Origin of the sequence: Pseudovibrio sp. Tun.PSC04-5.I4 (assembly GCF_900104145.1) — a bacterium.
Classification (GTDB): domain Bacteria; phylum Pseudomonadota; class Alphaproteobacteria; order Rhizobiales; family Stappiaceae; genus Pseudovibrio.
On sequence record NZ_FNLB01000006.1, the window covers coordinates 3,069,730 to 3,090,661 of the forward strand.

Sequence of the window (20,932 nt, forward strand, 5' to 3'; positions counted from 1 at the left end):
TTACTTTTGTTTCTGTCCAGCCAGCGCTGCATTTATGAGCGTCAGAGCCTCTGAAGAGGCCCAGTCAGCTGGGCCAAACATTGTTCCAATCTCACAGCCATCTTCGCCAATCATGATTGTGCTTGGCAGGCCGGGTGCTTTGCCTTTGGAGCGCAGATTGTTGAATGTATCCATGGTGTGGTCTGAATAGTATGCCAAGTCCGTTACGCCGATCTCCTTCAGGAAATTAAGCGGTTTTGGATTGTTTTCACCACGATCCATATTCACAGCAACAACATTGAAATCTTCGCTGCCAGCTTCACGCTGCAACCTATCAAGGTCAGGCATCTCTTTTCGGCATGGAGCGCACCATGTAGCCCAGAGGTTGAGAAGCTTGGTGCCTTTCAGGTCTGCCATACTAACTGAATTGCCTTCAGCATCATCGAATTTTAGCTCTGTCAGCTTCAAAGGCTTCTCTGCAGGCAGAAACGAGGCCATTTCGCCTGTGGTCAAACCCTTGAGATTTTTTGCTGTATTCATTGAAGAAGAGCAGGCGAGGGCTTGAGGAGCCTCACTTTTTTGAGAATTCAACGCCCAAACCGTTCCGGTTACAACCACAATTCCTGCGAATGCAGCAATAAGCCCTTTTCCGAGGCTAAACTTTCTTGTAACTGTCAACTTCTTCATTTTAAACCCAAATCATAATGAGGCTAGACATGAGCAACCGCATGTGGGGGGGCCGTTTTGCGGAAGGGCCAGACGCAATCATGGAAGAGATCAACGCTTCCATTGATTTTGATCGCAAGCTCTACCGACAAGACATAGCCGGATCCAAGGCTCATGTTAGCATGTTGGCTGCACAGGGCATCGTTAGCGGAGAAGATGCCGAAAAGATAGCTCAGGGTCTAGACACAATTCTGTCAGAGATCGAAGGGGGGACGTTCACCTTCTCTCGTGCGCTAGAAGATATTCATATGAATATCGAATCGCGGCTTGCAGAATTGATCGGTCCGACCGCTGGTCGTCTTCATACAGCTCGGTCCCGTAACGATCAGGTTGCCACAGATTTCCGCCTTTGGGTACGCGACTCTTTGGACGATCTTGAAGGGCAGGTCACAGATCTGATGCTGGCGCTTGCAGAGAAAGCTGAGGAACATGCTGCGGTTGTGATGCCCGGCTTTACACATTTGCAAACGGCTCAGCCGGTGACATTTGGTCATCACCTGATGGCATATGTTGAAATGTTCTCTCGTGACCGCTCTCGTTTGAATGACGCACGCGTGCGTATGAATGAGAGCCCGCTTGGCTGTGCTGCGCTTGCTGGCACGTCTTTCCCGATTGACCGTGAGATGACAGCTGCTGCGCTTGGCTTTGACCGCCCGACCGCGAACTCTCTGGATGGTGTTGCGGATCGTGATTTTGCCATTGAGGCGCTGGCTGATGCATCCATCTGCGCGATGCACTTATCTCGCCTTGCCGAAGAAATCGTGATCTGGTGCTCCTCTCAGTTTGATTTCATCAAGCTTTCCGACAAATTTTCGACCGGCTCTTCCATCATGCCGCAGAAAAAGAACCCGGATGCTGCCGAGCTTGTTCGTGCGAAGACAGGTCGTATCTACGGTGCTCTAACCTCTCTTCTCGTGATGATGAAGGGCTTGCCGCTGACCTATTCCAAGGACATGCAGGAAGATAAAGAGCAGGCGTTTGATGCGCTGGCGAACCTTTCCCTCGCGCTTGCTGCGATGACCGGCATGATGCGCGATCTTGAGCCAAACGTGAAAGTGCTGAAGAAAGCTGCTGGTTCTGGTTACTCCACAGCGACGGATCTGGCTGACTGGTGTGTGCGTGCTGTTGGTATGCCTTTCCGTGATGCGCACCATGTGACTGGCGCACTTGTTAAGATGGCTGTCGACAAGGGTGTTGATCTTCACCGCCTGACGCTTGCTGAGATGCAAAGCGTTGAGCCGAACATCACAGATGATGTCTATAGCGTTCTTTCCGTTGATAAATCCGTCCGTAGTCGCGTTTCTTACGGCGGTACCAGCCCTGTGAATGTGCGCAAACAGGCGCGTCGTTGGCTGAAACAGCTGGAACGTGAACAGAAGACGGAAAAGTAAGTCTGTTCCTCGGATGATCTTGCAGTCACTGGTGTTCCAGTGCAGAAATGATGCAGAGAATCGGCCCAAGTGCGTCGTGCTTGGGCTGCATGGACCATAATACCTATGTTTGGTTAGATCATCCAATTCTGGAGCAGACAAGAATGAGCTTGCAAGGCATGACAGACATTACAAAAAGCCGTAGTTCCAAACTTCTGATTGGCCTCACCATTATCGCTCTTGGTTTGAGCGTTTCCGCGTGTGGGCGGAAAGGAAATTTGGATTCACCACGTCAAGCTCAGGCGGATGCTGATGGCACTCCAGCCCTTAACGATGCACCTGTTCCGCAAATTCCGGGTGACAAAGACGAGAGTTTGTTCCTGGATCCGTTGATCGGTGCGGACAGTGAAGATGACGACTTCAATTTTTAGACTGGTTTTTGCAGCCTGACCGGCTGAAACCGGCGCAGAGGACTTACATTGCATTACTTTGATTTTAAACAGGGCGTGCTTCACGCTGAAGATGTTGCGCTGCCTGAAATAGCAGCAGAAGTTGGTACTCCATTTTACTGTTATTCCCGCGCAACATTTGAACGCCACTTCAAGGTTTTTGATAGTGCGTTTGATGGGCTAGATCATCTGACTTGCTACGCAATGAAAGCGAATTCCAATATTGCCATTTTGATGGTGTTGGCAAAGCTCGGCGCTGGGGCTGATGTTGTTTCTGAAGGGGAACTTCGTCGTGCGTTGAAGGCGGGTATTCCTGCAAACAAGATTGTATTTTCTGGTGTTGGCAAAACGCGTCAGGAAATGAGGTTTGCGCTTGAAGCGGGTATAATGTGCTTCAACGTGGAATCCGAACCTGAGCTGAAGCGTTTGTCTCAGGTTGCTTCTGAAATGGGTAAGGTCGCGCCAATTTCTTTGCGCATCAACCCGGATGTTGATGCAAAAACTCACGCTAAAATTTCTACCGGTAAGGCCGAGAATAAGTTTGGTATTGCTTGGGATCGGGCGCGCGCTGTTTATAATGAAGCTGCGAAATTGCCAGGCCTCAAAATTGCCGGCATGGATATGCATATCGGGTCGCAGATCACGCATCTTGAGCCATTTGACAGCGCGATTACCCGCCTTGGTGAACTGATCTTGCTGCTGCGCGAAGATGGTATCGAAATTGAACATCTTGATGTTGGTGGTGGTTTGGGTATTCCTTACGGTAGCGGTATTGAAGCGCCTTTGCCAACGGAATACGCTGCAATTGTTTGCAAACATATTGAGCGTCTTGGGGTGAAGCTCATCACTGAACCGGGTCGTTTGATTGCAGGAAATGCGGGTATTCTCGTTACCGAAACGATTTACCGTAAAGAAGGTGAAGCCAAGAACTTCGTCATTGTTGATGCAGCGATGAACGATCTGATCCGTCCAACCCTTTATGAAGCGCACCATGATATTGGCGCTGTGAGCGAAGAGCGCCACAACGGTGAGACCATGATGGGAGATATTGTTGGCCCGGTTTGCGAGACTGGTGATTACCTTGCTCGTGACCGCGAAATTCCGCGGTTTGAGGAAGGGGATCTGCTGGCCATTTATTCCTGTGGTGCTTATGGCGCGACCCAATCTGGCACCTACAACACCCGTTTGTTGGTGCCCGAAGTTTTGGTTGATGGTGACAAGTTTGCGATCATCCGCCAGCGTCCAAGCTATGATGAGTTACTGAATCAAGACGTGGTGCCTAACTGGGTTGAAAAGGCTTAACCCTATATAGAAGCCCCTTAGGTTTGCCAGATTGTCGATATACGTTAATCGCCGTATGCTAAAAAGAAAAAGCAGGCGGCGATTAGCGAGGCTTTTGTGACGCATCAGAATGAGAATGGCGGCAATAAAAATCTAAAAGGTGTCGTAGCTTCACAAAGTGAGCTGCGAGAGCATAAAAAGAGTCATGGCGACCCCGCTGGTTTTTCGCTGGTTTGGCAGTCCCTGTTTTCTCAGAAATTACAGTACCGATTGAGACGCTTGGCTTTTAAGGCACGGCTGTTCCTGTATTGGGAGCAACTCTGGCCAGCCATCCAAATTCCCCTCATTGTTGCAACGTTCTATGTCGCAGTCAGCTTTTTGGGTCTTTGGCAGTTTTTCGGTTTTGGTGGCTCTGCTTTTGGATCCATCCTCTTCCTCGCGGTTTTTATATGGAGTTGCTACCCGCTCTTGTGGCTGAGGGTGCCAAGTGAGGCGGAAGGGCTTCACCGGGTTGAGGTTGCTAGCGGATTACCTCACAGGCCTTTGCTCTCCTATAAGGATGAGCAAGCGACGGGTATGGAGGACGAGCAGGCGCTTGCCTTGTGGTCTGCCTTTCAAAAGCGGTTGCGAGAGCGCTTAAAAAACCTTCGTGTTGGCAGTATTCAATCGCGTGCGTTTGTGAAAGACCCTTATGGTCTGCGCGTTCTTGCGGCGATGTTGCTTGTTGTTGGTTACTCCGTTTCGGATGCGAACCGATGGTCTAGTTTGCTTTCCCCTTTTCAGCTGCAGTCCAGCGGCGCAGCGTTGCCTGCGCGGATTGATGCCTGGGTAACCCCCCCAGCTTATACGGGCGAAGCGCCTGTTTTTCTAAGCGGGGATGCCAACCAGTTGCGTGATAGCCAGGATGCGTTGTCCATTGCAAACGGCAGTGAGGTGCTGGTTCGGGCGCAGGGAACAGGCAGTTTCTCGGTTGTTTATTTCTCCTCGCGTGGTCAGGTCGTTTTGGAACCGGAGCGGGTGCAATCTCGCGCGGGTGATATGGCAAAAGAGGCTCAAACAACTGAGTGGCGGTTTCCCTTAAAGGCCAGCGGGCGACTTCAAATCCTGCAAAATGATAATCCGAAGTATTCGTGGAAGATCGCGATTAAACCCGATTTACCACCGCGCATTCGCTTGTTTGATGATCCTGAGGAGCAGTTATCCGGCAGCTTAAAGCTGACGTATCTGGTTCAAGATGATTACCGCGTTGTTTCTGCCGAAGCTGTTATGGACAAGGTTCGCCGTGGGGACGGGAATGAGAAGAACGGTCGTTCATTGGTTGAGGCGCCTCGATTTAACCTGAGCCTCCCGCCCAAAGATGCGAAGATGGCTGTGGGGCAGACCTTTCAGGATTTGACGGCGCATCCATGGGCAGGTTCCGAAGTTGCTTTGGTCCTTGTTGCGAGAGATGAGGCCGAGCAGGAAGGGCGCTCCCAGCCGGTTTACATCAAACTCCCAGAACGGAAATTCAACAAACCACTGGCACGGGCCATTGTAGAGCAGCGTCGCAATTTGGCGATGAATGCGGAGCAACTGCCGCAAGTGATTGATGCGCTGGATATGCTGATGATCGTGCCCGAACGGTTTATCAACGATGCCGGCTCTTATTTGCCGCTGCGCATGGCTTACAACGAGCTGACCATTTCTAACTCCGATGAAGAACTGACGGCGATGCTTGATGTGCTTTGGAACGTGGCGCTGACCATTGAAGATGGTGGCCTCTCTGCTGCAGAGCGAGCTTTGAGAGAAGCGCAAGAGGCGTTGCGCCGCGCGTTGGAGGAAGGGGCGTCCGAACAGGAAATTGCAGCGCTGATGGGCGATTTGCGCAAGGCGTTGGATGAATATCTCAAATCTATGGCACAGCAGATGAGGGAAAATCCGCAACAACTTGGCCAGATGCCGATGGATGAGAACTCCCAGCGGATCACGCCTCGCGATTTGGATGACATGCTACGGCGTATGGAAGAGCTTGCAAAAACGGGTTCCTTGGAAGCTGCACGAGAGCTTTTGGCGCAAATGCAGCAGATGCTGGAGAATATGCAGCAAGCTCAGAAACAGCCTCCGCCAAGTGAGCAACAGCGCCAGATGATGCAGGCTTTGGAAGAACTTGGTGAGATGATCGAACAACAGCGGAATCTCATGGATGAGACGCACAAGTTTGATCCAAATGCTCAGCAGCAACGTCCTAACCGTAGGAATGGCGATCAGGATAAAAAGCAAAACGGTGGTGAAGGAAGCAAAGAGCAAGCTCAGCAGGCTTTCCGTCAATTGCAAAAAGAACAGCGTGACCTCTCCGATAAATTGCAGAAGCTTCTGGATGGCATGGCCAACAATGGGGCCAAGCAAAATAAGGATCTGGATAGTGCAGGCAACTCAATGGATGAAGCTGGAGACGCGCTGGGAGCCCGGCAAGCGGGTGAAGCGGTCACTGATCAAGGTCAGGCCGTGGAATCCATGCGCAAGGGTGCGCAAGCGCTGGCAGAGCAGCTCGCAGGGCAGGGTGGTGGCCGTGGTCAGGCGACAAACTCACCGCTGAACGAGGATCCACTTGGCCGTATGCGGCGTGTGGAAGGGCCGGAGTTTGGCAGTCAGGTGAAAGTGCCGGATGAGATCGAAGTCCAGCGAGCCCGCAAAATTATAGAGGAACTGCGCAGACGTCTTTCAGACCCGGACCGTCCGCAACTGGAGCTGGACTATCTGGAACGGCTGATGAAGCGGTATTAGGGGGTGTGGGCGATGAAGTGGGAATGTAGCAAGCTGCACTAGAGGAGGTCGTCGAACCACTCTTCAGCCGACTGCAGGATTAGCCCAACAGAGTTATACTTCTATTGAAAGTTCTTGCTTCAACCACGCAAGGTAATCTTGGATCACCACCTCGTCACGTTTGCAATAAGACCACTTTTGGTGTTTTTGAACTGAAATAAACCCTGCTCGCTTTAAGATATCCAAATGCCGACTTGCAGTGGGCTGGGCCACGCCCAATGCTTCTGCAATTAGAGACATGCACACCCCAAATTTCACCGGATCCGCAGACCACTGTTCTGCAAAGTGTTGTTCAGTTTCGGCCAGAAGTCTCAGAATACGCATTCGAGTTTCACTTGCCATCGCTTTGATTTGAGTTGACCGATCCATATTACCAATCATATTGTCATTTAGCTAACTATCAATGTGAGTCGTATCTATGCTGAAACTATCATCTGAGTCAATTATTGAGGGTAACATTGTTAAGTGGGGGACAATTGGGGTTGGCCCGCCTTTGGTTGCCATCCACGGTACACCGTTTTCTTCGCAAGTATGGCGCAGGATTGTCCCCCAGCTTGCGGACCGGCGAACTGTCTATTTCTTTGATCTGTTGGGTTATGGGCAATCTGAGATGCGAGAGGGTCAAGACGTTTCTCTGGGGATGCAGAACAAGGTTATGGTAGCCTTGTTTAAGGAATGGGGTTTTGATCGACCTGACGTTTTGGCACATGATTTCGGCGGAGCCACCGCCCTTCGAGCCTATTACCTCGACGGACTGCGTTACGCCTCCCTAACGATTTTCGATGCTGTTGCCTTAGTTCCTTGGGGGTCGCCTTTCGTACAGCACGTACGAAAGCACGAAGAAGGATTCTCTGGCATGCCCGACTACATGCACCGTGCGCTTTTGAAGGCCTATTTGCAGACAGCTGTGCATAATCCCTTGTCCGATGAAGCGATGGATCTCTATTGTGCTCCATGGCTTGGGCCTGTTGGTCAGCCAGCTTTCTATCGCCAGATTGCGCAAATGGACCAAAAGTTCACCGAGGAAATTCAGGCATCATATAGTACTTTGGATTGCCCGGTTACAGTACTATGGGGTGAAAATGACACATGGATCCCTTATGAGAAAGGGGAGAGCTTAGCTGCGTTGATTTCAGATCGCCCATGTGTTCCGGTTCCATGTTCCGGACATCTTGTTCAAGAGGATAGACCGGAAGCCATCATAGCAGCAGTTCTGAACCAAATTACGGAAGCTTGATGGCCGCTTGGTCTTTGTTGCCGTCATCTGAGATGTTGGACCCGACTGTTTTTGGAAAATGTCCTCCAAAAACACAAAACGCGATCGCTCGATAGGAGTGATCGCGTTCAAAATTCTTATGGATGTGCCAAAGACTTAAGCGACGGCAGTTTTCTCTGAGTTTTCGTCGGCAAGCGCAGCTGAGACTGCCTTGCGGATTTCAACCAGTGAAAACGGCTTGGTTAGAACGTCTTTTACGCATTTGCCGACTTCCTCAGACCGTTCACGCTGATCAGCGTACCCAGTCATGAGGAGAATTGGCAGGCCGGGGTAGCGTTGGCTGCTTTGCATCGCAAGCTCAATCCCGTCCATCTCTGGCATTTTGATGTCAGAGAGGAGAAGGTCGAACTTGCCTTGCTGTTGAAGCAAAACCAGAGCGGCTTCGGCGCCATCTTCCACGGCTGTTACTTTGTGCCCGTCCAGCTCCAATGCGCGTTTTACAAAGGCGCGGACTGCATCATCGTCTTCCGTTAGAAGTATGTGAGCCATCGTAGCTCCCCTTTTTACGCGTCACCTTCCTGCGGCACGTAGCCGATGAATGGCAACTGTCTCCATGCATGCCCCATGTCCATGCCATAGCCAACAACGAATTTGTCTGGGCATTCAAACCCAGTGTAGTCCGATTGAATGTCAGCCATCCGGTGGCCCGGTTTGTCCAGGAGTGCAGCTACCCGAACAGACTTCGCGCCACGCTTGGCAATCATATCGCTTGCAAACCTAAGAGTGCGCCCGGATTCAAGAATGTCATCTACCAAAATGACGTCTCTTCCGGTCACATCGCTTTCGATATCGCGGAGGACTTTTACCTCACCTGACGACACCGTCCCTCTTCCATAACTCGAAAGGTGTAAAAATTCCATTTCCGGAGCGGAACCTGCTCTGTGTAATGCACGGGCAAGGTCAGCTGCAAAAATGAAGCTTCCTTTCAGCACCGCAACAACTAGTAGGTCGTGTGGATTGTCCTGTGAGATCGCTTTTGCGATTGCGTCTACACGCACCGCAATTGCTTCTTCATCAAACAGCACGCGGATTTCCGGAATACCGGTCATCTAATGCTCGCTCTTTTTTTCTGGCGCTCTACGAAACGCAATTGAATGTCGGCGGCTCGCTCTGGCGGATTATTTAGCCGAGCTCTGAACCGGGTTCTATCACCTGGTGCAAGCCTGTCTTCTCGTGGCTCAACTACCCAGGCGTGTATTTCCTGTGTGTCCTGAGAGCGCAATGCCAGCTTTATGGCCGGAATCAACGTCTCATTCCCTGTAATGTTTTCTACAGTTCCTTCCACGACCAGAACGACAGACCCGTCGTCTACTTCTCGGAAGGTTCTTATGTCTTTAAATACAAGACCACGCAGGTTAACGGTCATACCAGCCAACTGGTAAAGACCAGCCAAATCGGGGAACATTCTTACCGCTTGTTCACGGTATTGTACTGCTGCAAAACAGAGGACAATGGACGCAGCAAGAAGGCTCGATCCCAGCAGGCCTTTCGCGCTTATAACACCTGATTTGCGGGATGACTTGGATTTTTTTCCGGATCGTCGTTCGCGCCTTTTTGAGGATGCATCAGAGCCTTTGTCCGCATCTTGGCTCTTCTTCTTATCTGAAGCGGGCTCTTCAGCGGATTTATAGGCATCGTGTGTGCTGGTTGATGACTTTTTTTCCGCGGAGTCACCATCGTAAATATCTGAATTATCTATATTTTTTGATGCGCGGGGCGCTAAATCGTCTTCAGAAAATGCTTCGTGCTTTGAAGCAGCTATACTGGGATCAGTCAGCTCTTTTTCGTCAAAGCTTTTAGAAAAATCAGGTTCTCTCTGCACGTTTTGGTAGGTTGAATTGCTGTGTACTTCTGGCTGCAGATCCGGATCTTCAGAAGATTTTTTCTCGTCTTCCTGAGTGACCTGCCAGATATTCTCACAGCTTGCGCACTTTACTTTTCGGCCTGTACTACCGATTTTGTCGGCTGGGATCTCGTAGGCTGTCTTACATTGCGGGCAAATAATTTTCATCGAGCGTGATCCTAGAGCCTCCAGATAAGCGTAAGGCGTTTTGGAGTATCCAATTTGTCTGATTCTGACTAGCTCATAACATGGAAGCTTCAAGTCAGTTTGAATGTCTAGACTTAAATCTCTAAGGGCAAGAGGACATCTATATACTTAATGAAGTGTTAATTTATTCAGGGGATATCCAGTGGGGTGAACTGCTTAAATTTATGAGAGTAAGTGCAGTAGAAATTTGAATGCGGGAAAGATATTTTTTAGAGTGATTTGCACGAGTTTAGCCTCAATGTTCTGATAGGTTAAAACTTAACATCTGGTAGGGGAATTTTCGGTGATACGCTTTGAGAATGTGGGACTTCGGTATGGAATGGGCCCCGAAGTGCTTCGGGATTTAACCTTTTCCATTGAGCCGCAGTCCTTTCAGTTTCTCACCGGCCCTTCCGGTGCTGGCAAGACGAGCTTACTGCGTTTGCTTTTCCTCTCCATGAGACCAACACGCGGACTTATTTCTGTCTTCGGCAAGGACACGACGAGGATTGCCAAAAATGAGTTGCCGTCTATGCGCCGTCGGATCGGTGTGGTTTTTCAAGACTTCCGCTTGCTGGATCACCTCACAACCTATGAGAATGTGGCGCTTCCGCACCGTGTTGCTGGTAAGTATGAGGCTGAATACCGCCCGGATGTGGAAGATCTGTTGAAATGGGTGGGGCTTGGTGAGCGGATGCATGTGCTTCCTCCTGTTCTTTCTGGTGGGGAGAAGCAGCGTGCTGCAATTGCCCGTGCGTTGATTACACGCCCTGAAGTTTTGCTGGCAGATGAGCCCACAGGTAATGTGGACCCTCCACTGGCGCGCCGTTTGCTGCGTTTGTTTATTGAGCTGAACCGGCTGGGGACATCTGTTGTGATCGCAACGCATGACTTTCATTTGCTGGAACAGGTTGAAGCTCGACATCTGGTTCTCAACGATGGGCGGTTGGCTGTACATGACTGATCATCAGCAAAGAACAGAACCGCCTATGACGGCGTCAGGTTCTCCGAGTGGCGGACAAACCAAGAGTGCAGGAGCAAAGAAGGCTCCGGTGCGCGGCAAGCCTTCTCGGCCCACTGGAAAGCCAAAGAATCCCAAAGCGGCAAGACCGAAAAAATCTCTAAAGTTAAGACGATTACGCAAATCAGCGCCGATTGTGCCGCCTCAGGCGATCTCTGGTCAGGCGCTGATGCTTGTTGTTGCCATTATGAGTTTTTTGGCCTGCCTTACGGTTGGCTTTGTTTCTATCGTCAATGATGCTGCCAATGACTGGACCAGTGAGCTTGTCAGGGAAGTGACTGTTCAGATCCGCCCGGTAGATGGCGTTAATATGCTGCAGGAGATTGACCGAACGCTGGCGCTGGTTCGTGAGTTTCCCGGAATAGGGGATGCGCGCGCACTTTCTGATGAAGAAACCAAGGAACTGCTTCAACCTTGGCTTGGCGCGGGTTTGGTGCTGGAAGACCTTCCTATCCCCCGTTTGGTACTGGTGCAGATCAGTGATCCGGAACTGTTGAACCTTGCTGAAATGAAAGCACAGATTGAGCAGGATATTCGTGCTGCCTCTGTTGATGACCACCGTGTGTGGAACCGTCAACTTTCTGCTATGGCCAATACTGCGGTTTTTGTCGGGTTTGGCATTTTGGTCCTTGTTCTGTTTTCCATGGTACTTTCGGTTATCTTTGCGACGCAGGCAGCCATGTCTGGAAACAAGGATGTGGTTGAGGTTTTGCACTTTGTTGGTGCGGAGGTCAGCTTTATTGCCTCCGAGTTTCAGCGGCACTTTCTGTTGCTCGGCCTCAAAGGAGGCGTAATTGGCGGTGCTATTGCCTCGATCAGTTTTCTACTTATCGGATTCTTCGGTGGTTCAGATGAGATTTCCGTAGGAGGAAATCAGGTTCAAGCGTTGTTTGGTTCGGTGAATGTAAGTGCTGTCGGATACCTGGGAATTATTGCCGTTGTGGGGCTGGTAGCTGTTTTGACAGCCTTGACCTCGCGCCTTGCCGTGCATAGACACCTTGCAAACATGGGTTAGAAAACTGATTTTTTCATTTTTCTGAAAATCTGGTATGTAAGTGGAAAGAACATACCTCGCCTTGTGGCGGTGATCCTATACGTCACAATATGGAGTTATTGTTGATTACTCGCGAAACAACAGCAAATGCTGAAGCTTCAAGAGAGCAAGAGGCGATGGTTGGTTGCATGAAAAAACGTGTGGGCATCAGGTTGTTTGTTGTGCGCAGCGCTCGAACTTTTTCGCTCCTGGTCTTGTTCGGATGTGTGGCCTTTGTGGCCGGCTTTCTTTGGTTTGTGGAAGTTCTGCAGCCCGCGGTTCAAACTGTGACGCCTAAACATGCTGATGGCATTGTCGTTCTCACCGGTGGCCGTGACCGAATTTCGCAAAGCTTGGACCTTCTTGAAGTTGGAAGCGCAAAGCGGCTTTTGATTTCTGGCGTTCATCCTGCGACCAGCGCAAAACAGATTGCGCGATTGAACTCAAAGCGCATGTGGTTGTTTGATTGCTGTGTCGATTTGGACCGAAAAGCTCTAAATACGATCGGCAATGCAGAGGAAACAGCCAATTGGGTGCGAGAAAATGATTTTAATTCTCTGCTTGTCGTAACCAGCGCCTACCACATGCCTAGAGCACTGGCAGAACTACAAGTTCGCCTGCCTAAAGTTGAGCTTTATCCTAACCCTGTCTACCATAAAGAGCTGGATTTGGAGCGGTGGTACGAAAGTTCTTCAACAACAACGCTTCTCCTGCGTGAATATGTGAAGTATATCGTCGTTCGGCTGCGGGTTGAGCTGGGTATCGGATTTCCTGTAAATCGGTCCTCTTGAATTCGTGAGATGAAATTTTATTTGCCTTGGCAGAGTGCCATGCGGAAATGGTTGTGAAGGTCCTATGCTCCTCCTGCGTTCTATCCTCTTTAATGTGCTTTTTTACACCAGCACTTTGTTCATCACGATCAGTTGCTCGTTCCTGTTCTTGCTTCCTGTTCGGTATTGTTGGTGGCTTCTGCCAATGTGGAGCCGTGTAGAAAAATTTCTTCTGCACTGGGTTGGCGGAGTCAAATCCGAAATTACTGGTTTGGAAAACCTGCCAAAATCTGGCTGCATTATCGTTTCCAAGCATCAGTCCGCTTGGGAAACCTTTGCGCTTTCCGAATATTATCGCCAGCCAACCTTTATTATGAAGCGTGAGCTTCGCTATGTTCCGTTTTTCGGCTGGTACCTGATGAAATTTCGTCAGATCCCGGTTGATCGTGGCAAAAAAGGTAAAGCACTCTCTGCGATGGGTAAGAGAGCGGCTCAGGCAATCGCTGAAGGCCGTAACATTATCATCTACCCAGAAGGGACGCGCCGTGCCGCTGGAGCTGAACCGCAATACAAATATGGTATCGTGCATCTCTACAAGACGCTGAATTGTCCTGTTGTTCCTATTGCGCTGAACTCAGGTGTTTACTGGCCTCGCCATCGATTTTTCCGTTTTCCGGGCACGATCAAAGCAGAGATCCTCAAGCCGATTGAGCCTGGATTGAAGCCTGAAGAGTTCTTCCGACTTTTGAAAGATCAAATCGAGACAGCTTCTGACCGTCTTCTTGATGAATCAGAAAAAGCGACACCGGATAACATCATCATCAAAGAAGCTCGTGGATTGCAGGCAGAATATAAGAAAAAATAAAGAATTTACGTGGAAATCAGGTGTTCCAAAGGAAGTAAGTCGCGTTTGCCTTAAAGGCGGCTTCTTTTTTTGGCAATGATTTGGCTCAGGTTGTAAGTTGTTCATAGTTTGTTCTATAAAGTAATATGGTAAATAGCAGGAGAAATCAGGAGAGTGCGTTGCAGTACTCATTGTTCGATGATCACTTGCCGAGTGGGAGGCCCCCCCGTGTCTCGGAGGAGCTGGGAGTTGGTAGCCAGTTTAAGTACTGGTCTGGCACATCTGGCCAAAGATACCTGTTTTCTCGGATTTTGCCTGAAGAGGTGAAAGACTATGCAGAAAATCTGGTTCTGATCATGGACACGCGAAGCGCAGTAGTTATTTGGCTCGGGTTTGTTGGAATACAAATCGAAAAGAACCCAATGCCTGCTGTTAAGTCTTCGCATGAGGCTTATGTGCACCTGCTTGCAGAAGACAGTGAAGAGCGGGATCGCGCTCAAAATGATCTGCGAACAGGCATATTCTCCTACATCAAGCCTGAGAGTGAATAGGCACAGGACTTTTAGTTTGAAAGTTCTTTTGCCAGCCATTCGACGCTCTGGTCTTTAATTCCCATCTCTTTCATGTGCGCATGAGTATTTAAAACATACTCTGGATTCGCACCGGACTGACCCACGGCCCCCTTTACAATCTCCAATTGTTGCGCAAGAGGTAGTGCACCTGCGTATTGCTCGTGAGTCCTATCAGCGACGAAGGTAACGGCTCTAACTTTTGTGCCTTCATCGTCCAGTAAGCGGAGACGTCTGTGCGTTTCTTTGTAAACCATTGTCTGCTGTTCGCGCTCACGAAGGTATTGCAGTGTTTTTTCTGCTTGTTCGGGCGCGATTTTAAATGCCATGCCAATACAAGCTCCGCCTTTATCCAGCCCAAATACGAGGCCAGGATTGTCCTGAGTTCCGCGGTGAACCCATGAATAAACGCAGAGAGATCTATGCACGCCATGCAAAATTGCCGGCACAGCTTGCTCAAAAGAAAACCCTGGCCGCCAAATTAGTGAGCCGTAGCCAAATATCCATAAATTTCGCATAACTATTTTCTCGTAGACTTTGTAGATATACCTCGCCTATCAGGCTCGTAATCAGCATGCAACTCACAAGCAGCATGAGAGCGTAACGGAGAACATATGACTGAAACAAAGGTAGCTCGACCCCCAAAGAAGTCGGCGTATTTCGTTTTGGCGACTTTGGTCGTCCTTATAATCGGTGGGTGGTCTGTATACTGGGCGGTGGGACGCGGTGTTGTTTCTGACGTCATTCGGAATGGAGTAAAGGTCGCTGAAGCCAAAGGCGGAAGCCTTGAGTGTGGTAATCAGGAGCTGGGGGGATACCCCTTCCGGTTTGAATTGACGTGTACGCCTTTCCGCATGGATAAAGATGGAGAGTGGTACTTTTTCAAAGAGTTACGCGGTGTTGCGCTTGCCTATAATCCTACACATGTGATTTTTGAGGCGGATGGCCCAGCTGAGGCGAACTTTGGTCAGCAAGGGCCTGCGTACTCTGCCAATTGGAAAACGGCTCAGGCCAGTGTTGTTGCTGAAAGCAATAAACCGGCGCAGATTGATGCCGTTTTCAAGGAACCAAAGCTGACTTACACCATTGGTGATCAGTCTGTTGAGATGACCGCGGATTTGACCGAAGCGCATTTGCGCCGGGTTGAAGGCGATGACAATGCTCTCGATTTTGCGGTGCTCGTGAATGGGCTTTCTGCGGGCCAGATATCTAGTGCTGTCCCAATCGATATCAGCCTTGTGATGCAATTGCCTGAGGGCGCACAGCTGCTAGATGGCAAAGTTCGCACTATTGCTGATTTGTTGGTTGATGAAGAGCTAAAGGTCAACGTCTCATCACTGCAGCTGAAAAGCGGCGAGTTTTCCATCAATACGGGTGGTGATTTGGTGTTTGACCGTCAGGGACGGTTGAGCGGTACATTGCCGTTGGTGATCACCGGCATTCATCAGCTGGAAGAAGCCTTGAAGCCGTTCTTCCCTCCGGGATCAAAGACGCTTCAGACATTACAGAAAACGGCTCTGAGTATTGGTCGTGGAAGTGCTGTGAATGGTGTGCCGACTTTGAAGATCCCTGTGACAATTGAAAATGGCCGGGCGCGTATTGCGTTCTTTGACCTTGGGCCAGTGCCAAAGTTGATCCTAAAAGAAAGCGGCTCCTAGGAACCGCTTTCAGAAATTGCTTTAAACGAGTGCCAGGCGGTCAATCAGGACAATGAAACTGTCTTTATCGCCTGGTTCAGCCAAATTCTCGAACAAGCTGTTGTCGACTTTGTTCTTGTTTGGAACCAACCAACGCACGTGAACCCAATCACGTTCCTTGCCGATTTTTGAGACCTCTTCCACCAGTGTGCGGCCAATGCCTTTGTGGCGGTGTTCCTGTATGACGTAGATATCGTCCAGCTGGCCAATTCTCAGGCCGGAGATCAGGTCTGGAATGTCGAAGAACGCTGCAAATCCTACAAGCTCTTCTCCTTCCAAAGCACCAATAATTTCAATGGATTTATCATCCAGCAGGCGCTCTGCAAAAATTTCGTCAGGACGGCGTGGTGCACCCCGTTTGAGGGCCTGCGCATTCTCTGCAATGAGAGGGGCCAAATTCGGTGCATCAGCGGGTTTTAAGGCTCTAAAAGAAAGACTAGTCATTACACCTCTTCCCCTTCCTTGGTTAGATTTTGGGTTACAGAGTGACCCCAAAATCTCCTTAAAATCAAGGTGTGAAAGTCTTATGATGCTTTGAATTTTGTGGGAGGTTTTATCGGCAGAGTTCTGTATTGCGAAATTACTTGCGAGTTCCTTCGCTTATTTTCGCTCCAAGGTGTGATACCAAATATTGAGGAAACCGGGCCTATCTGTTGAGGATTCGTACTTAAACTAAATTATGGCCCTGTAGTGCCTCAATGCCTTTCCGTGTAAGCGTCGATTTCTAACGCAACAGATGGGCATAAAATGAGAGCTCCTAATCGTTCAACTGCTACCATTATTGGCTTTACCGCTGTTTTGATGTGGGCCCTCCTTGGTCCATTGGGAGCGTTGTCTGGCGACGTGCCGCCGTTTTTGCTCAATGCGTTATGTTTTGGCATCTCAGCCACATTGGCGATGGGGCGTATTGCGACCACTTCCAAAGGGTTTGCCGTACTCCGTCAGCCGATTAGGGTCTGGGTGTTTGGTACCGCTGGTGTCTTTGGCTATCACGCATTCTATTTTATCGGGCTGCGTAACGCGCCTCCGGTAGAAGCTAACCTGCTGAATTATCTTTGGCCGGTGCTGATTGTTTTGTTCTCAGCTTTGTTGCCGGGAGAAAAGCTGAAGTGGAACCATCTGGTTGGTGTTGGATTGGGTCTGTTCGGGGCTGGTTTGCTGGTTGCGGGCGGTGGAGGTCTTTCTTTTGGCGGTGGCAACACCATTGGCTATCTCTCAGCGCTTGCTGCTGCTCTCACATGGTCCAGTTACTCTGTGTTGTCTCGCCGCTTAGGCAATGTGCCGACTGAGGCTGTGGCTGGGTTTTGTTTGGTGACGGCAATTCTGTCAGTTGTGTTCCATCTGGTTTTCGAGGAAACAATCTGGCCGCAAAATACCGTGCAGTGGTCTGCAATCGTTGGAATGGGATTGCTGCCGCTCGGGCTCTCCTTCTTCACTTGGGACATCGGCATGAAGTTTGGTGATATTCAGGTGCTGGGTGCCTCTGCCTATGCAGCACCGTTGCTTTCCACCGGCCTGCTTATTCTGTTCGGGTTTGGTACTCTGACAACGACCGTTATGCTGGCCTGTGCTCTGATCTTCATAGGGGCTGTTATTGCAGCCAAAGACCTACTGTTTGGCCGTTTAAAACCGGCAATTAGCACGAATGGTGAGTAGTTAAGAGGGAAGTGGCGTTCTAAACTCCTCCTGTTTTGCAACGCAACAGGAATTGCCATGTCTATGCCAGAACAAGTTCAGACCATCAGACCTCGCCGAAGTGCGCTTTATATGCCCGGTTCAAATGCACGTGCATTGGAGAAGGCCAAGGGGTTGGATGTGGATGTTTTGCTTCTGGATTTAGAAGACGCTGTTGCGCCAGATGCGAAAGAGATGGCACGGGGTCAAGTTTGTGAGGCTGTTGCCGCTGGTGGTTATGGGCATCGTGAGCTTGTTATTCGCATCAATGGGTTAAAGACCCCGTGGGGCGATGAGGATTTGAAGGCTGCCCTTGCCGCTCAACCTGCCGCTGTGCTTTTGCCCAAGGTGGAATGCTTTGCAGATATCAAGCCTGTTGCGGATTACATGGCAAAGCAAGGTGTGCCGGAGAACCTCCGTATCTGGGCGATGCTGGAAACACCACGGGCAATTTTGAATGCCTCCGAAATCGCAGAGGCGGCGAAAGATCCGCACAATCGTCTGGATGTGTTTATCATCGGCACGAACGACTTGAGCAAGGAAAGCGGTGCGAAGATCTTACCAGGTCGTGCTGTGTTGATGCCGTGGCTGATGACCTTCCTCGCGACAGCCCGTGTGGGCGGTGCTGATATTCTGGATGGCGTTTACAACAACTTCTCTGATCTGGAAGGCTTTGCGGCTGAGTGTGAGCAGGGGGCTGAGATGGGCCTGAATGGCAAGACGCTTATTCACCCGAAACAGTTGGAAGCTTGCAATACAGCGTTTGCGCCAAGTACCGAAGATGTTGTGTGGGCAAAGAAGATGATTGCTGCGTTTGAGCGGCCTGAAAACAGTGACAAAGGTGCTGTGCAGGTGGATGGCAAGATGGTGGAACGTTTGCACGCTGAAATTGGCAAACGCACTGTTGCCATTGCCGAGGCGATTGCAGACGCGCAGATTTGATTGAGGCGGCCTATCTGGCCTCTGGTATCTGTGTTAATTGGCAGGTAGTTTCCGCCAACTCATCAAAATTGCTAGGAAGAAAAAATGCGTCTTTACCGCCTCATCACTGAACCGGATTCCTCCAAGTTTTGTCACCGCGTGACCGAAGCTTTGAACAAAGGTTGGGAACTGCAGGGCTCACCAACCATGACTTATGATGCTACTCAGGGTCTCACTATTTGTGGTCAGGCTGTCGTCAAGCATGTTGATGGTGAAAAATACACACCAGAGACAAAACTCGGCGCTTGGTAATCTGAAATTTATGAGGCCCGCGAGACTTTAAGTCCTCGCGGGTTTTCTGTTTCCATCATACGGTAAAGTACGACCTCGAAATACCACTGCAAGTCCTGTAGGGCTAAAATAAAAATTCGAGGTTTCTCAGGTGCTTTCCATCTTTGGCAATGCGGTGCTGCCTGTTTTTGCAGTGGTGGTGATGGGCTATGCCTTTGGCTGGCTTAAACTCTTCGGTAAATCCGAAGCGAGTACTATAAACAAAACCGTCTTTTATGTTTTCCTGCCAGCCCTCTTGTTTAAGCTCGTGGCTCAAGCCTCCTTTGATAAATTTGAACCTCTCTACGTCCTTGGGTATTTGGGCGCTGAGTTGGTTGTCTATTTGCTCACGATCTGGCTTTCATATGGCATATTCAAACGCTGTATGAGGGAGAGCTTGCTGTTGGGGATGGCAGCTGCTTATTGCAACCACACTTTCTTCATTCTTCCGATTGCTGAGGTTTTGTACGGTCAGGACGCCTTGTTGCCAGTGACCGCTGTCATCGTCATTGATAACCTTCTCATTCTCGGTGGAACTGTTCTGGCCCTGGAGTTGATGGGGAAGAATGGGACAGGTTCAACCTTTCAAAACTTTTGTGCCACGTTTTACACCAACCCAAACATGATCGCGCTTGCTCTTGGTTTGGTAGTGAGCTTGAGCGGGTTCTCAATTGATAATGGCATCGGCTTTTATGCGGGCTTTGTTGGTTCTGCGGCAGCGCCAGCTTCGTTGTTCGCGCTGGGACTAGTGCTAAACGGACAGCCGTTTAAGCTGGCTGAGCCGCTTGTTGTGAGCGTGACAGCGCTCAAGCTGCTGGTCGTGCCGGCAATTGGCTGGGTTTTGTTTGAGATGGTTTTTGCTTTGCCTGATTATTGGGTAGGTCCGGGTATGCTTGTAGCCGCCGGACCAAGTGGTGTACTGGCGTTTGTTATTGGTGTGCAATACGGTGTGCCAGAAAAATTGCTGTCTCAGGTGATTTTGGTGACAACCTTCTTTAGCGTTGTGACAGTGACAGCAGTCGCCGCACTGACTGCTTAAGTTGAGAGCATTGCTTCCAGAACACCGCGATAAATGGCACGTACACGGTCGTAATGATCTGGTGAAGCCTGCCAGAAATTCGTCAGGCCCGGTCCTGCATTGAGTTCCAGTACATTCGCATCTCCGCCGTCCTGAGAAATGTCTTCGCACAGGATATCTACGCCCGCATACCTCAAGCCACAGGCCTTAGCGGCTTTGATGGCGAGGCTTTTGTAGTGCGGTGAGGCACTATCCGTCACATCAACTGCTTCTCCTCCGGTTGAGAGGTTTGCGTTGGACAGAAGAGGCAGGGTGGCATTCTCTGGCAACACAGAGTTGTGGCTGTAACCTGCCTCCTGAATGGCCTTGAGGATGCGAGGATCGTCCTGTTCTATCTTATAACCCCCACTGCGTGTTGTGAGTGTTTTGACCTTCCTGTCCAGCAGCTTTGAGAGTGTATCAGAGCCATTGCCGATGATAGACAGGGGGCGCCGTTCTATGGCCACCAGCACTTTGTCATTCAGTACAATCACTCTGTAATCTCGACCTGCAACAGCTTGTTGGATGAGCATTCGGTCATGGTGCTCAAGAGCTTTGGCGAGGTTTTGTTGTAGCTCTGTTGGGCCGCTGATCTTTTGAACGCCAATACCTTGTGTGCCTTCATTAGGTTTGATGAAGAGCGGATAGCCGAACTGCTCCGCCAAAGTTTTAGCGTTGATTTGTGAATTCAATTTATCCGCAACATGAGGGCTGGCTGTGCTGAGCTGTTTTATCGCTTTGTCTGAATGGATGAGTTTGAATTGCGGCGTTGGCAGGCCTGCATCCAGCAATAAGCACCCGCAGAATTCTTTGTCTCGCGCGGCTTCTCCTGCTGAATAGCTGTTTAATGCAAACGCACCACCTTTGATTGGAAAGCGGGTTCCGTGGGCAGTTTCAATGTAACCAAAATAGAAGAACTCACTATCCAAGGACAGCTTAACATTCTTCTCTTGGCACATTTGAGCGAGGAGGCGAGGGGCCAACGGTAAGTTGGGTTGGTCTGCAGAGACCGGTGTAAACAGCATTCAAACGACCCTTTGCCGCACATAAAGAAGAGGAGCGCCTAAGCACTCCTCTCACATACAGCATATTCTGGAAACTGGC

23 protein-coding genes are annotated in these 20,932 nt (G+C 50.0%); 15 read left to right on the forward strand and 8 right to left on the reverse strand.

Going from position 1 to position 20,932, the window contains the following annotated elements; all coding sequences use genetic code 11:
- A complete protein-coding gene (locus BLS62_RS19515) occupies nt 1-666 on the reverse strand; it encodes a thiol:disulfide interchange protein TlpA (RefSeq protein ID WP_093184244.1) in 666 nt (221 codons plus the stop codon).
- A 29-nt stretch (nt 667-695) separates the two neighbouring features.
- Here BLS62_RS19515 and argH point away from each other — a divergent pair, with 29 nt between their 5' ends.
- The 4 genes from argH (at nt 696) to BLS62_RS19535 (ending at nt 6,568) form a co-directional block, all read left to right on the forward strand.
- Complete coding sequence (gene argH, locus BLS62_RS19520) at nt 696-2,096, forward strand: argininosuccinate lyase (RefSeq protein ID WP_093184249.1); 1,401 nt, start codon at nt 696-698, stop codon at nt 2,094-2,096.
- Between the two features lie 158 nt (nt 2,097-2,254).
- Nucleotides 2,255-2,506 (forward strand): lipoprotein, encoded by a 252-nt coding sequence (locus tag BLS62_RS19525; RefSeq protein ID WP_208990968.1) that lies wholly within the window; start codon nt 2,255-2,257, stop codon nt 2,504-2,506.
- Nucleotides 2,507-2,554: 48 nt separating this feature from the next.
- Nucleotides 2,555-3,826 (forward strand): diaminopimelate decarboxylase, encoded by a 1,272-nt coding sequence (gene lysA, locus BLS62_RS19530; protein WP_093184254.1) that lies wholly within the window; start codon nt 2,555-2,557, stop codon nt 3,824-3,826.
- A gap of 96 nt (nt 3,827-3,922) precedes the next feature.
- A complete protein-coding gene (locus tag BLS62_RS19535; RefSeq protein WP_093184258.1) occupies nt 3,923-6,568 on the forward strand; it encodes a TIGR02302 family protein in 2,646 nt (881 codons plus the stop codon).
- 93 nt (nt 6,569-6,661) lie between these two features.
- Here BLS62_RS19535 and BLS62_RS19540 read toward each other — a convergent pair whose 3' ends face one another.
- Entirely contained in the window at nt 6,662-6,931 is a 270-nt protein-coding gene (locus BLS62_RS19540) for an ArsR/SmtB family transcription factor (RefSeq protein ID WP_208990969.1), read from the reverse strand.
- Nucleotides 6,932-7,025: 94 nt separating this feature from the next.
- On the opposite strand from BLS62_RS19540, the gene BLS62_RS19545 reads away from it, so the two are divergent.
- Nucleotides 7,026-7,844, forward strand: coding sequence for an alpha/beta fold hydrolase (locus tag BLS62_RS19545; RefSeq protein WP_093184267.1), 819 nt, complete (start codon nt 7,026-7,028; stop codon nt 7,842-7,844).
- A gap of 135 nt (nt 7,845-7,979) precedes the next feature.
- Here the strand turns inward: BLS62_RS19545 and BLS62_RS19550 are convergent, their stop codons facing one another.
- From BLS62_RS19550 to BLS62_RS19560, 3 genes are read right to left on the reverse strand one after another with little or no spacing between them, the layout of a single operon-like run.
- Nucleotides 7,980-8,372, reverse strand: coding sequence for a response regulator (locus BLS62_RS19550; RefSeq protein ID WP_093184272.1), 393 nt, complete (start codon nt 8,370-8,372; stop codon nt 7,980-7,982).
- A gap of 14 nt (nt 8,373-8,386) precedes the next feature.
- A complete protein-coding gene (gene hpt / locus BLS62_RS19555; RefSeq protein WP_093184276.1) occupies nt 8,387-8,932 on the reverse strand; it encodes a hypoxanthine phosphoribosyltransferase in 546 nt (181 codons plus the stop codon).
- On the reverse strand, nt 8,929-9,894 hold the full coding sequence (locus tag BLS62_RS19560) for a zinc-ribbon domain-containing protein (protein ID WP_093184282.1): 966 nt from the start codon (nt 9,892-9,894) through the stop codon (nt 8,929-8,931). Before BLS62_RS19560 ends, hpt begins: the two co-directional genes overlap by 4 nt.
- A gap of 322 nt (nt 9,895-10,216) precedes the next feature.
- Here BLS62_RS19560 and ftsE point away from each other — a divergent pair, with 322 nt between their 5' ends.
- The 5 genes from ftsE (at nt 10,217) to BLS62_RS19585 (ending at nt 14,131) form a co-directional block, all read left to right on the forward strand.
- The gene (gene ftsE, locus BLS62_RS19565) at nt 10,217-10,876 is read left to right on the forward strand and encodes a cell division ATP-binding protein FtsE (protein WP_093184287.1); all 660 of its coding nucleotides are present in this window, start codon (nt 10,217-10,219) and stop codon (nt 10,874-10,876) included.
- Entirely contained in the window at nt 10,869-11,948 is a 1,080-nt protein-coding gene (locus tag BLS62_RS19570) for a cell division protein FtsX (RefSeq protein WP_208990970.1), read from the forward strand. Before ftsE ends, BLS62_RS19570 begins: the two co-directional genes overlap by 8 nt.
- A gap of 101 nt (nt 11,949-12,049) precedes the next feature.
- Nucleotides 12,050-12,757, forward strand: coding sequence for a YdcF family protein (locus BLS62_RS19575; protein WP_208990971.1), 708 nt, complete (start codon nt 12,050-12,052; stop codon nt 12,755-12,757).
- A 64-nt stretch (nt 12,758-12,821) separates the two neighbouring features.
- A complete protein-coding gene (locus tag BLS62_RS19580) occupies nt 12,822-13,601 on the forward strand; it encodes a lysophospholipid acyltransferase family protein (RefSeq protein ID WP_093184297.1) in 780 nt (259 codons plus the stop codon).
- Nucleotides 13,602-13,759: 158 nt separating this feature from the next.
- On the forward strand, nt 13,760-14,131 hold the full coding sequence (locus BLS62_RS19585; RefSeq protein WP_208990972.1) for a hypothetical protein: 372 nt from the start codon (nt 13,760-13,762) through the stop codon (nt 14,129-14,131).
- An 11-nt stretch (nt 14,132-14,142) separates the two neighbouring features.
- Here the strand turns inward: BLS62_RS19585 and BLS62_RS19590 are convergent, their stop codons facing one another.
- Complete coding sequence (locus tag BLS62_RS19590; RefSeq protein ID WP_093184301.1) at nt 14,143-14,667, reverse strand: gamma-glutamylcyclotransferase; 525 nt, start codon at nt 14,665-14,667, stop codon at nt 14,143-14,145.
- Nucleotides 14,668-14,763: 96 nt separating this feature from the next.
- Here BLS62_RS19590 and BLS62_RS19595 point away from each other — a divergent pair, with 96 nt between their 5' ends.
- On the forward strand, nt 14,764-15,807 hold the full coding sequence (locus BLS62_RS19595; protein WP_093184305.1) for a DUF2125 domain-containing protein: 1,044 nt from the start codon (nt 14,764-14,766) through the stop codon (nt 15,805-15,807).
- 21 nt (nt 15,808-15,828) lie between these two features.
- On the opposite strand, the gene BLS62_RS19600 is transcribed toward BLS62_RS19595, so the two are convergent.
- Nucleotides 15,829-16,290 carry a GNAT family N-acetyltransferase gene (locus BLS62_RS19600; RefSeq protein ID WP_093184310.1) on the reverse strand — a complete coding sequence of 154 codons (462 nt, stop codon included), beginning with the start codon at nt 16,288-16,290 and terminating at the stop codon, nt 15,829-15,831.
- Nucleotides 16,291-16,593: 303 nt separating this feature from the next.
- On the opposite strand from BLS62_RS19600, the gene BLS62_RS19605 reads away from it, so the two are divergent.
- The 4 genes from BLS62_RS19605 (at nt 16,594) to BLS62_RS19620 (ending at nt 19,810) form a co-directional block, all read left to right on the forward strand.
- Nucleotides 16,594-17,502, forward strand: a complete 909-nt coding sequence (locus tag BLS62_RS19605) for an aromatic amino acid exporter YddG (protein WP_093184314.1) — start codon at nt 16,594-16,596, stop codon at nt 17,500-17,502.
- Nucleotides 17,503-17,559: 57 nt separating this feature from the next.
- Entirely contained in the window at nt 17,560-18,462 is a 903-nt protein-coding gene (locus tag BLS62_RS19610) for an HpcH/HpaI aldolase/citrate lyase family protein (protein ID WP_093184319.1), read from the forward strand.
- Between the two features lie 84 nt (nt 18,463-18,546).
- Nucleotides 18,547-18,753: a DUF1737 domain-containing protein gene (locus tag BLS62_RS19615; RefSeq protein ID WP_093184323.1), complete on the forward strand. Its 207-nt coding sequence runs from the start codon at nt 18,547-18,549 to the stop codon at nt 18,751-18,753.
- Between the two features lie 130 nt (nt 18,754-18,883).
- Nucleotides 18,884-19,810 (forward strand): AEC family transporter, encoded by a 927-nt coding sequence (locus BLS62_RS19620; RefSeq protein WP_093184326.1) that lies wholly within the window; start codon nt 18,884-18,886, stop codon nt 19,808-19,810.
- Here BLS62_RS19620 and BLS62_RS19625 read toward each other — a convergent pair.
- Complete coding sequence (locus BLS62_RS19625; protein WP_093184329.1) at nt 19,807-20,853, reverse strand: cyanophycin synthetase; 1,047 nt, start codon at nt 20,851-20,853, stop codon at nt 19,807-19,809. The two genes, BLS62_RS19620 and BLS62_RS19625, sit on opposite strands and share 4 nt — an antisense overlap.
- Nucleotides 20,854-20,932: the final 79 nt, after the last annotated feature.

Bases quoted from the DNA above. Each gene is read 5' to 3' on its own strand.
- BLS62_RS19515 (WP_093184244.1), bottom strand. From the start codon at position 666: ATGAAGAAGTTGACAGTTACAAGAAAGTTTAGCCTCGGAAAAGGGCTT.
- argH (WP_093184249.1), top strand. From the start codon at position 696: ATGAGCAACCGCATGTGGGGGGGCCGTTTTGCGGAAGGGCCAGACGCA.
- BLS62_RS19525 (WP_208990968.1), top strand. From the start codon at position 2,255: ATGACAGACATTACAAAAAGCCGTAGTTCCAAACTTCTGATTGGCCTC.
- BLS62_RS19540 (WP_208990969.1), bottom strand. From the start codon at position 6,931: ATGCGTATTCTGAGACTTCTGGCCGAAACTGAACAACACTTTGCAGAA.
- BLS62_RS19545 (WP_093184267.1), top strand. From the start codon at position 7,026: ATGCTGAAACTATCATCTGAGTCAATTATTGAGGGTAACATTGTTAAG.
- BLS62_RS19550 (WP_093184272.1), bottom strand. From the start codon at position 8,372: ATGGCTCACATACTTCTAACGGAAGACGATGATGCAGTCCGCGCCTTT.
- hpt (WP_093184276.1), bottom strand. From the start codon at position 8,932: ATGACCGGTATTCCGGAAATCCGCGTGCTGTTTGATGAAGAAGCAATT.
- BLS62_RS19560 (WP_093184282.1), bottom strand. From the start codon at position 9,894: ATGAAAATTATTTGCCCGCAATGTAAGACAGCCTACGAGATCCCAGCC.
- BLS62_RS19570 (WP_208990970.1), top strand. From the start codon at position 10,869: ATGACTGATCATCAGCAAAGAACAGAACCGCCTATGACGGCGTCAGGT.
- BLS62_RS19580 (WP_093184297.1), top strand. From the start codon at position 12,822: ATGCTCCTCCTGCGTTCTATCCTCTTTAATGTGCTTTTTTACACCAGC.
- BLS62_RS19590 (WP_093184301.1), bottom strand. From the start codon at position 14,667: ATGCGAAATTTATGGATATTTGGCTACGGCTCACTAATTTGGCGGCCA.
- BLS62_RS19595 (WP_093184305.1), top strand. From the start codon at position 14,764: ATGACTGAAACAAAGGTAGCTCGACCCCCAAAGAAGTCGGCGTATTTC.
- BLS62_RS19600 (WP_093184310.1), bottom strand. From the start codon at position 16,290: ATGACTAGTCTTTCTTTTAGAGCCTTAAAACCCGCTGATGCACCGAAT.
- BLS62_RS19605 (WP_093184314.1), top strand. From the start codon at position 16,594: ATGAGAGCTCCTAATCGTTCAACTGCTACCATTATTGGCTTTACCGCT.
- BLS62_RS19610 (WP_093184319.1), top strand. From the start codon at position 17,560: ATGTCTATGCCAGAACAAGTTCAGACCATCAGACCTCGCCGAAGTGCG.
- BLS62_RS19615 (WP_093184323.1), top strand. From the start codon at position 18,547: ATGCGTCTTTACCGCCTCATCACTGAACCGGATTCCTCCAAGTTTTGT.
- BLS62_RS19625 (WP_093184329.1), bottom strand. From the start codon at position 20,853: ATGCTGTTTACACCGGTCTCTGCAGACCAACCCAACTTACCGTTGGCC.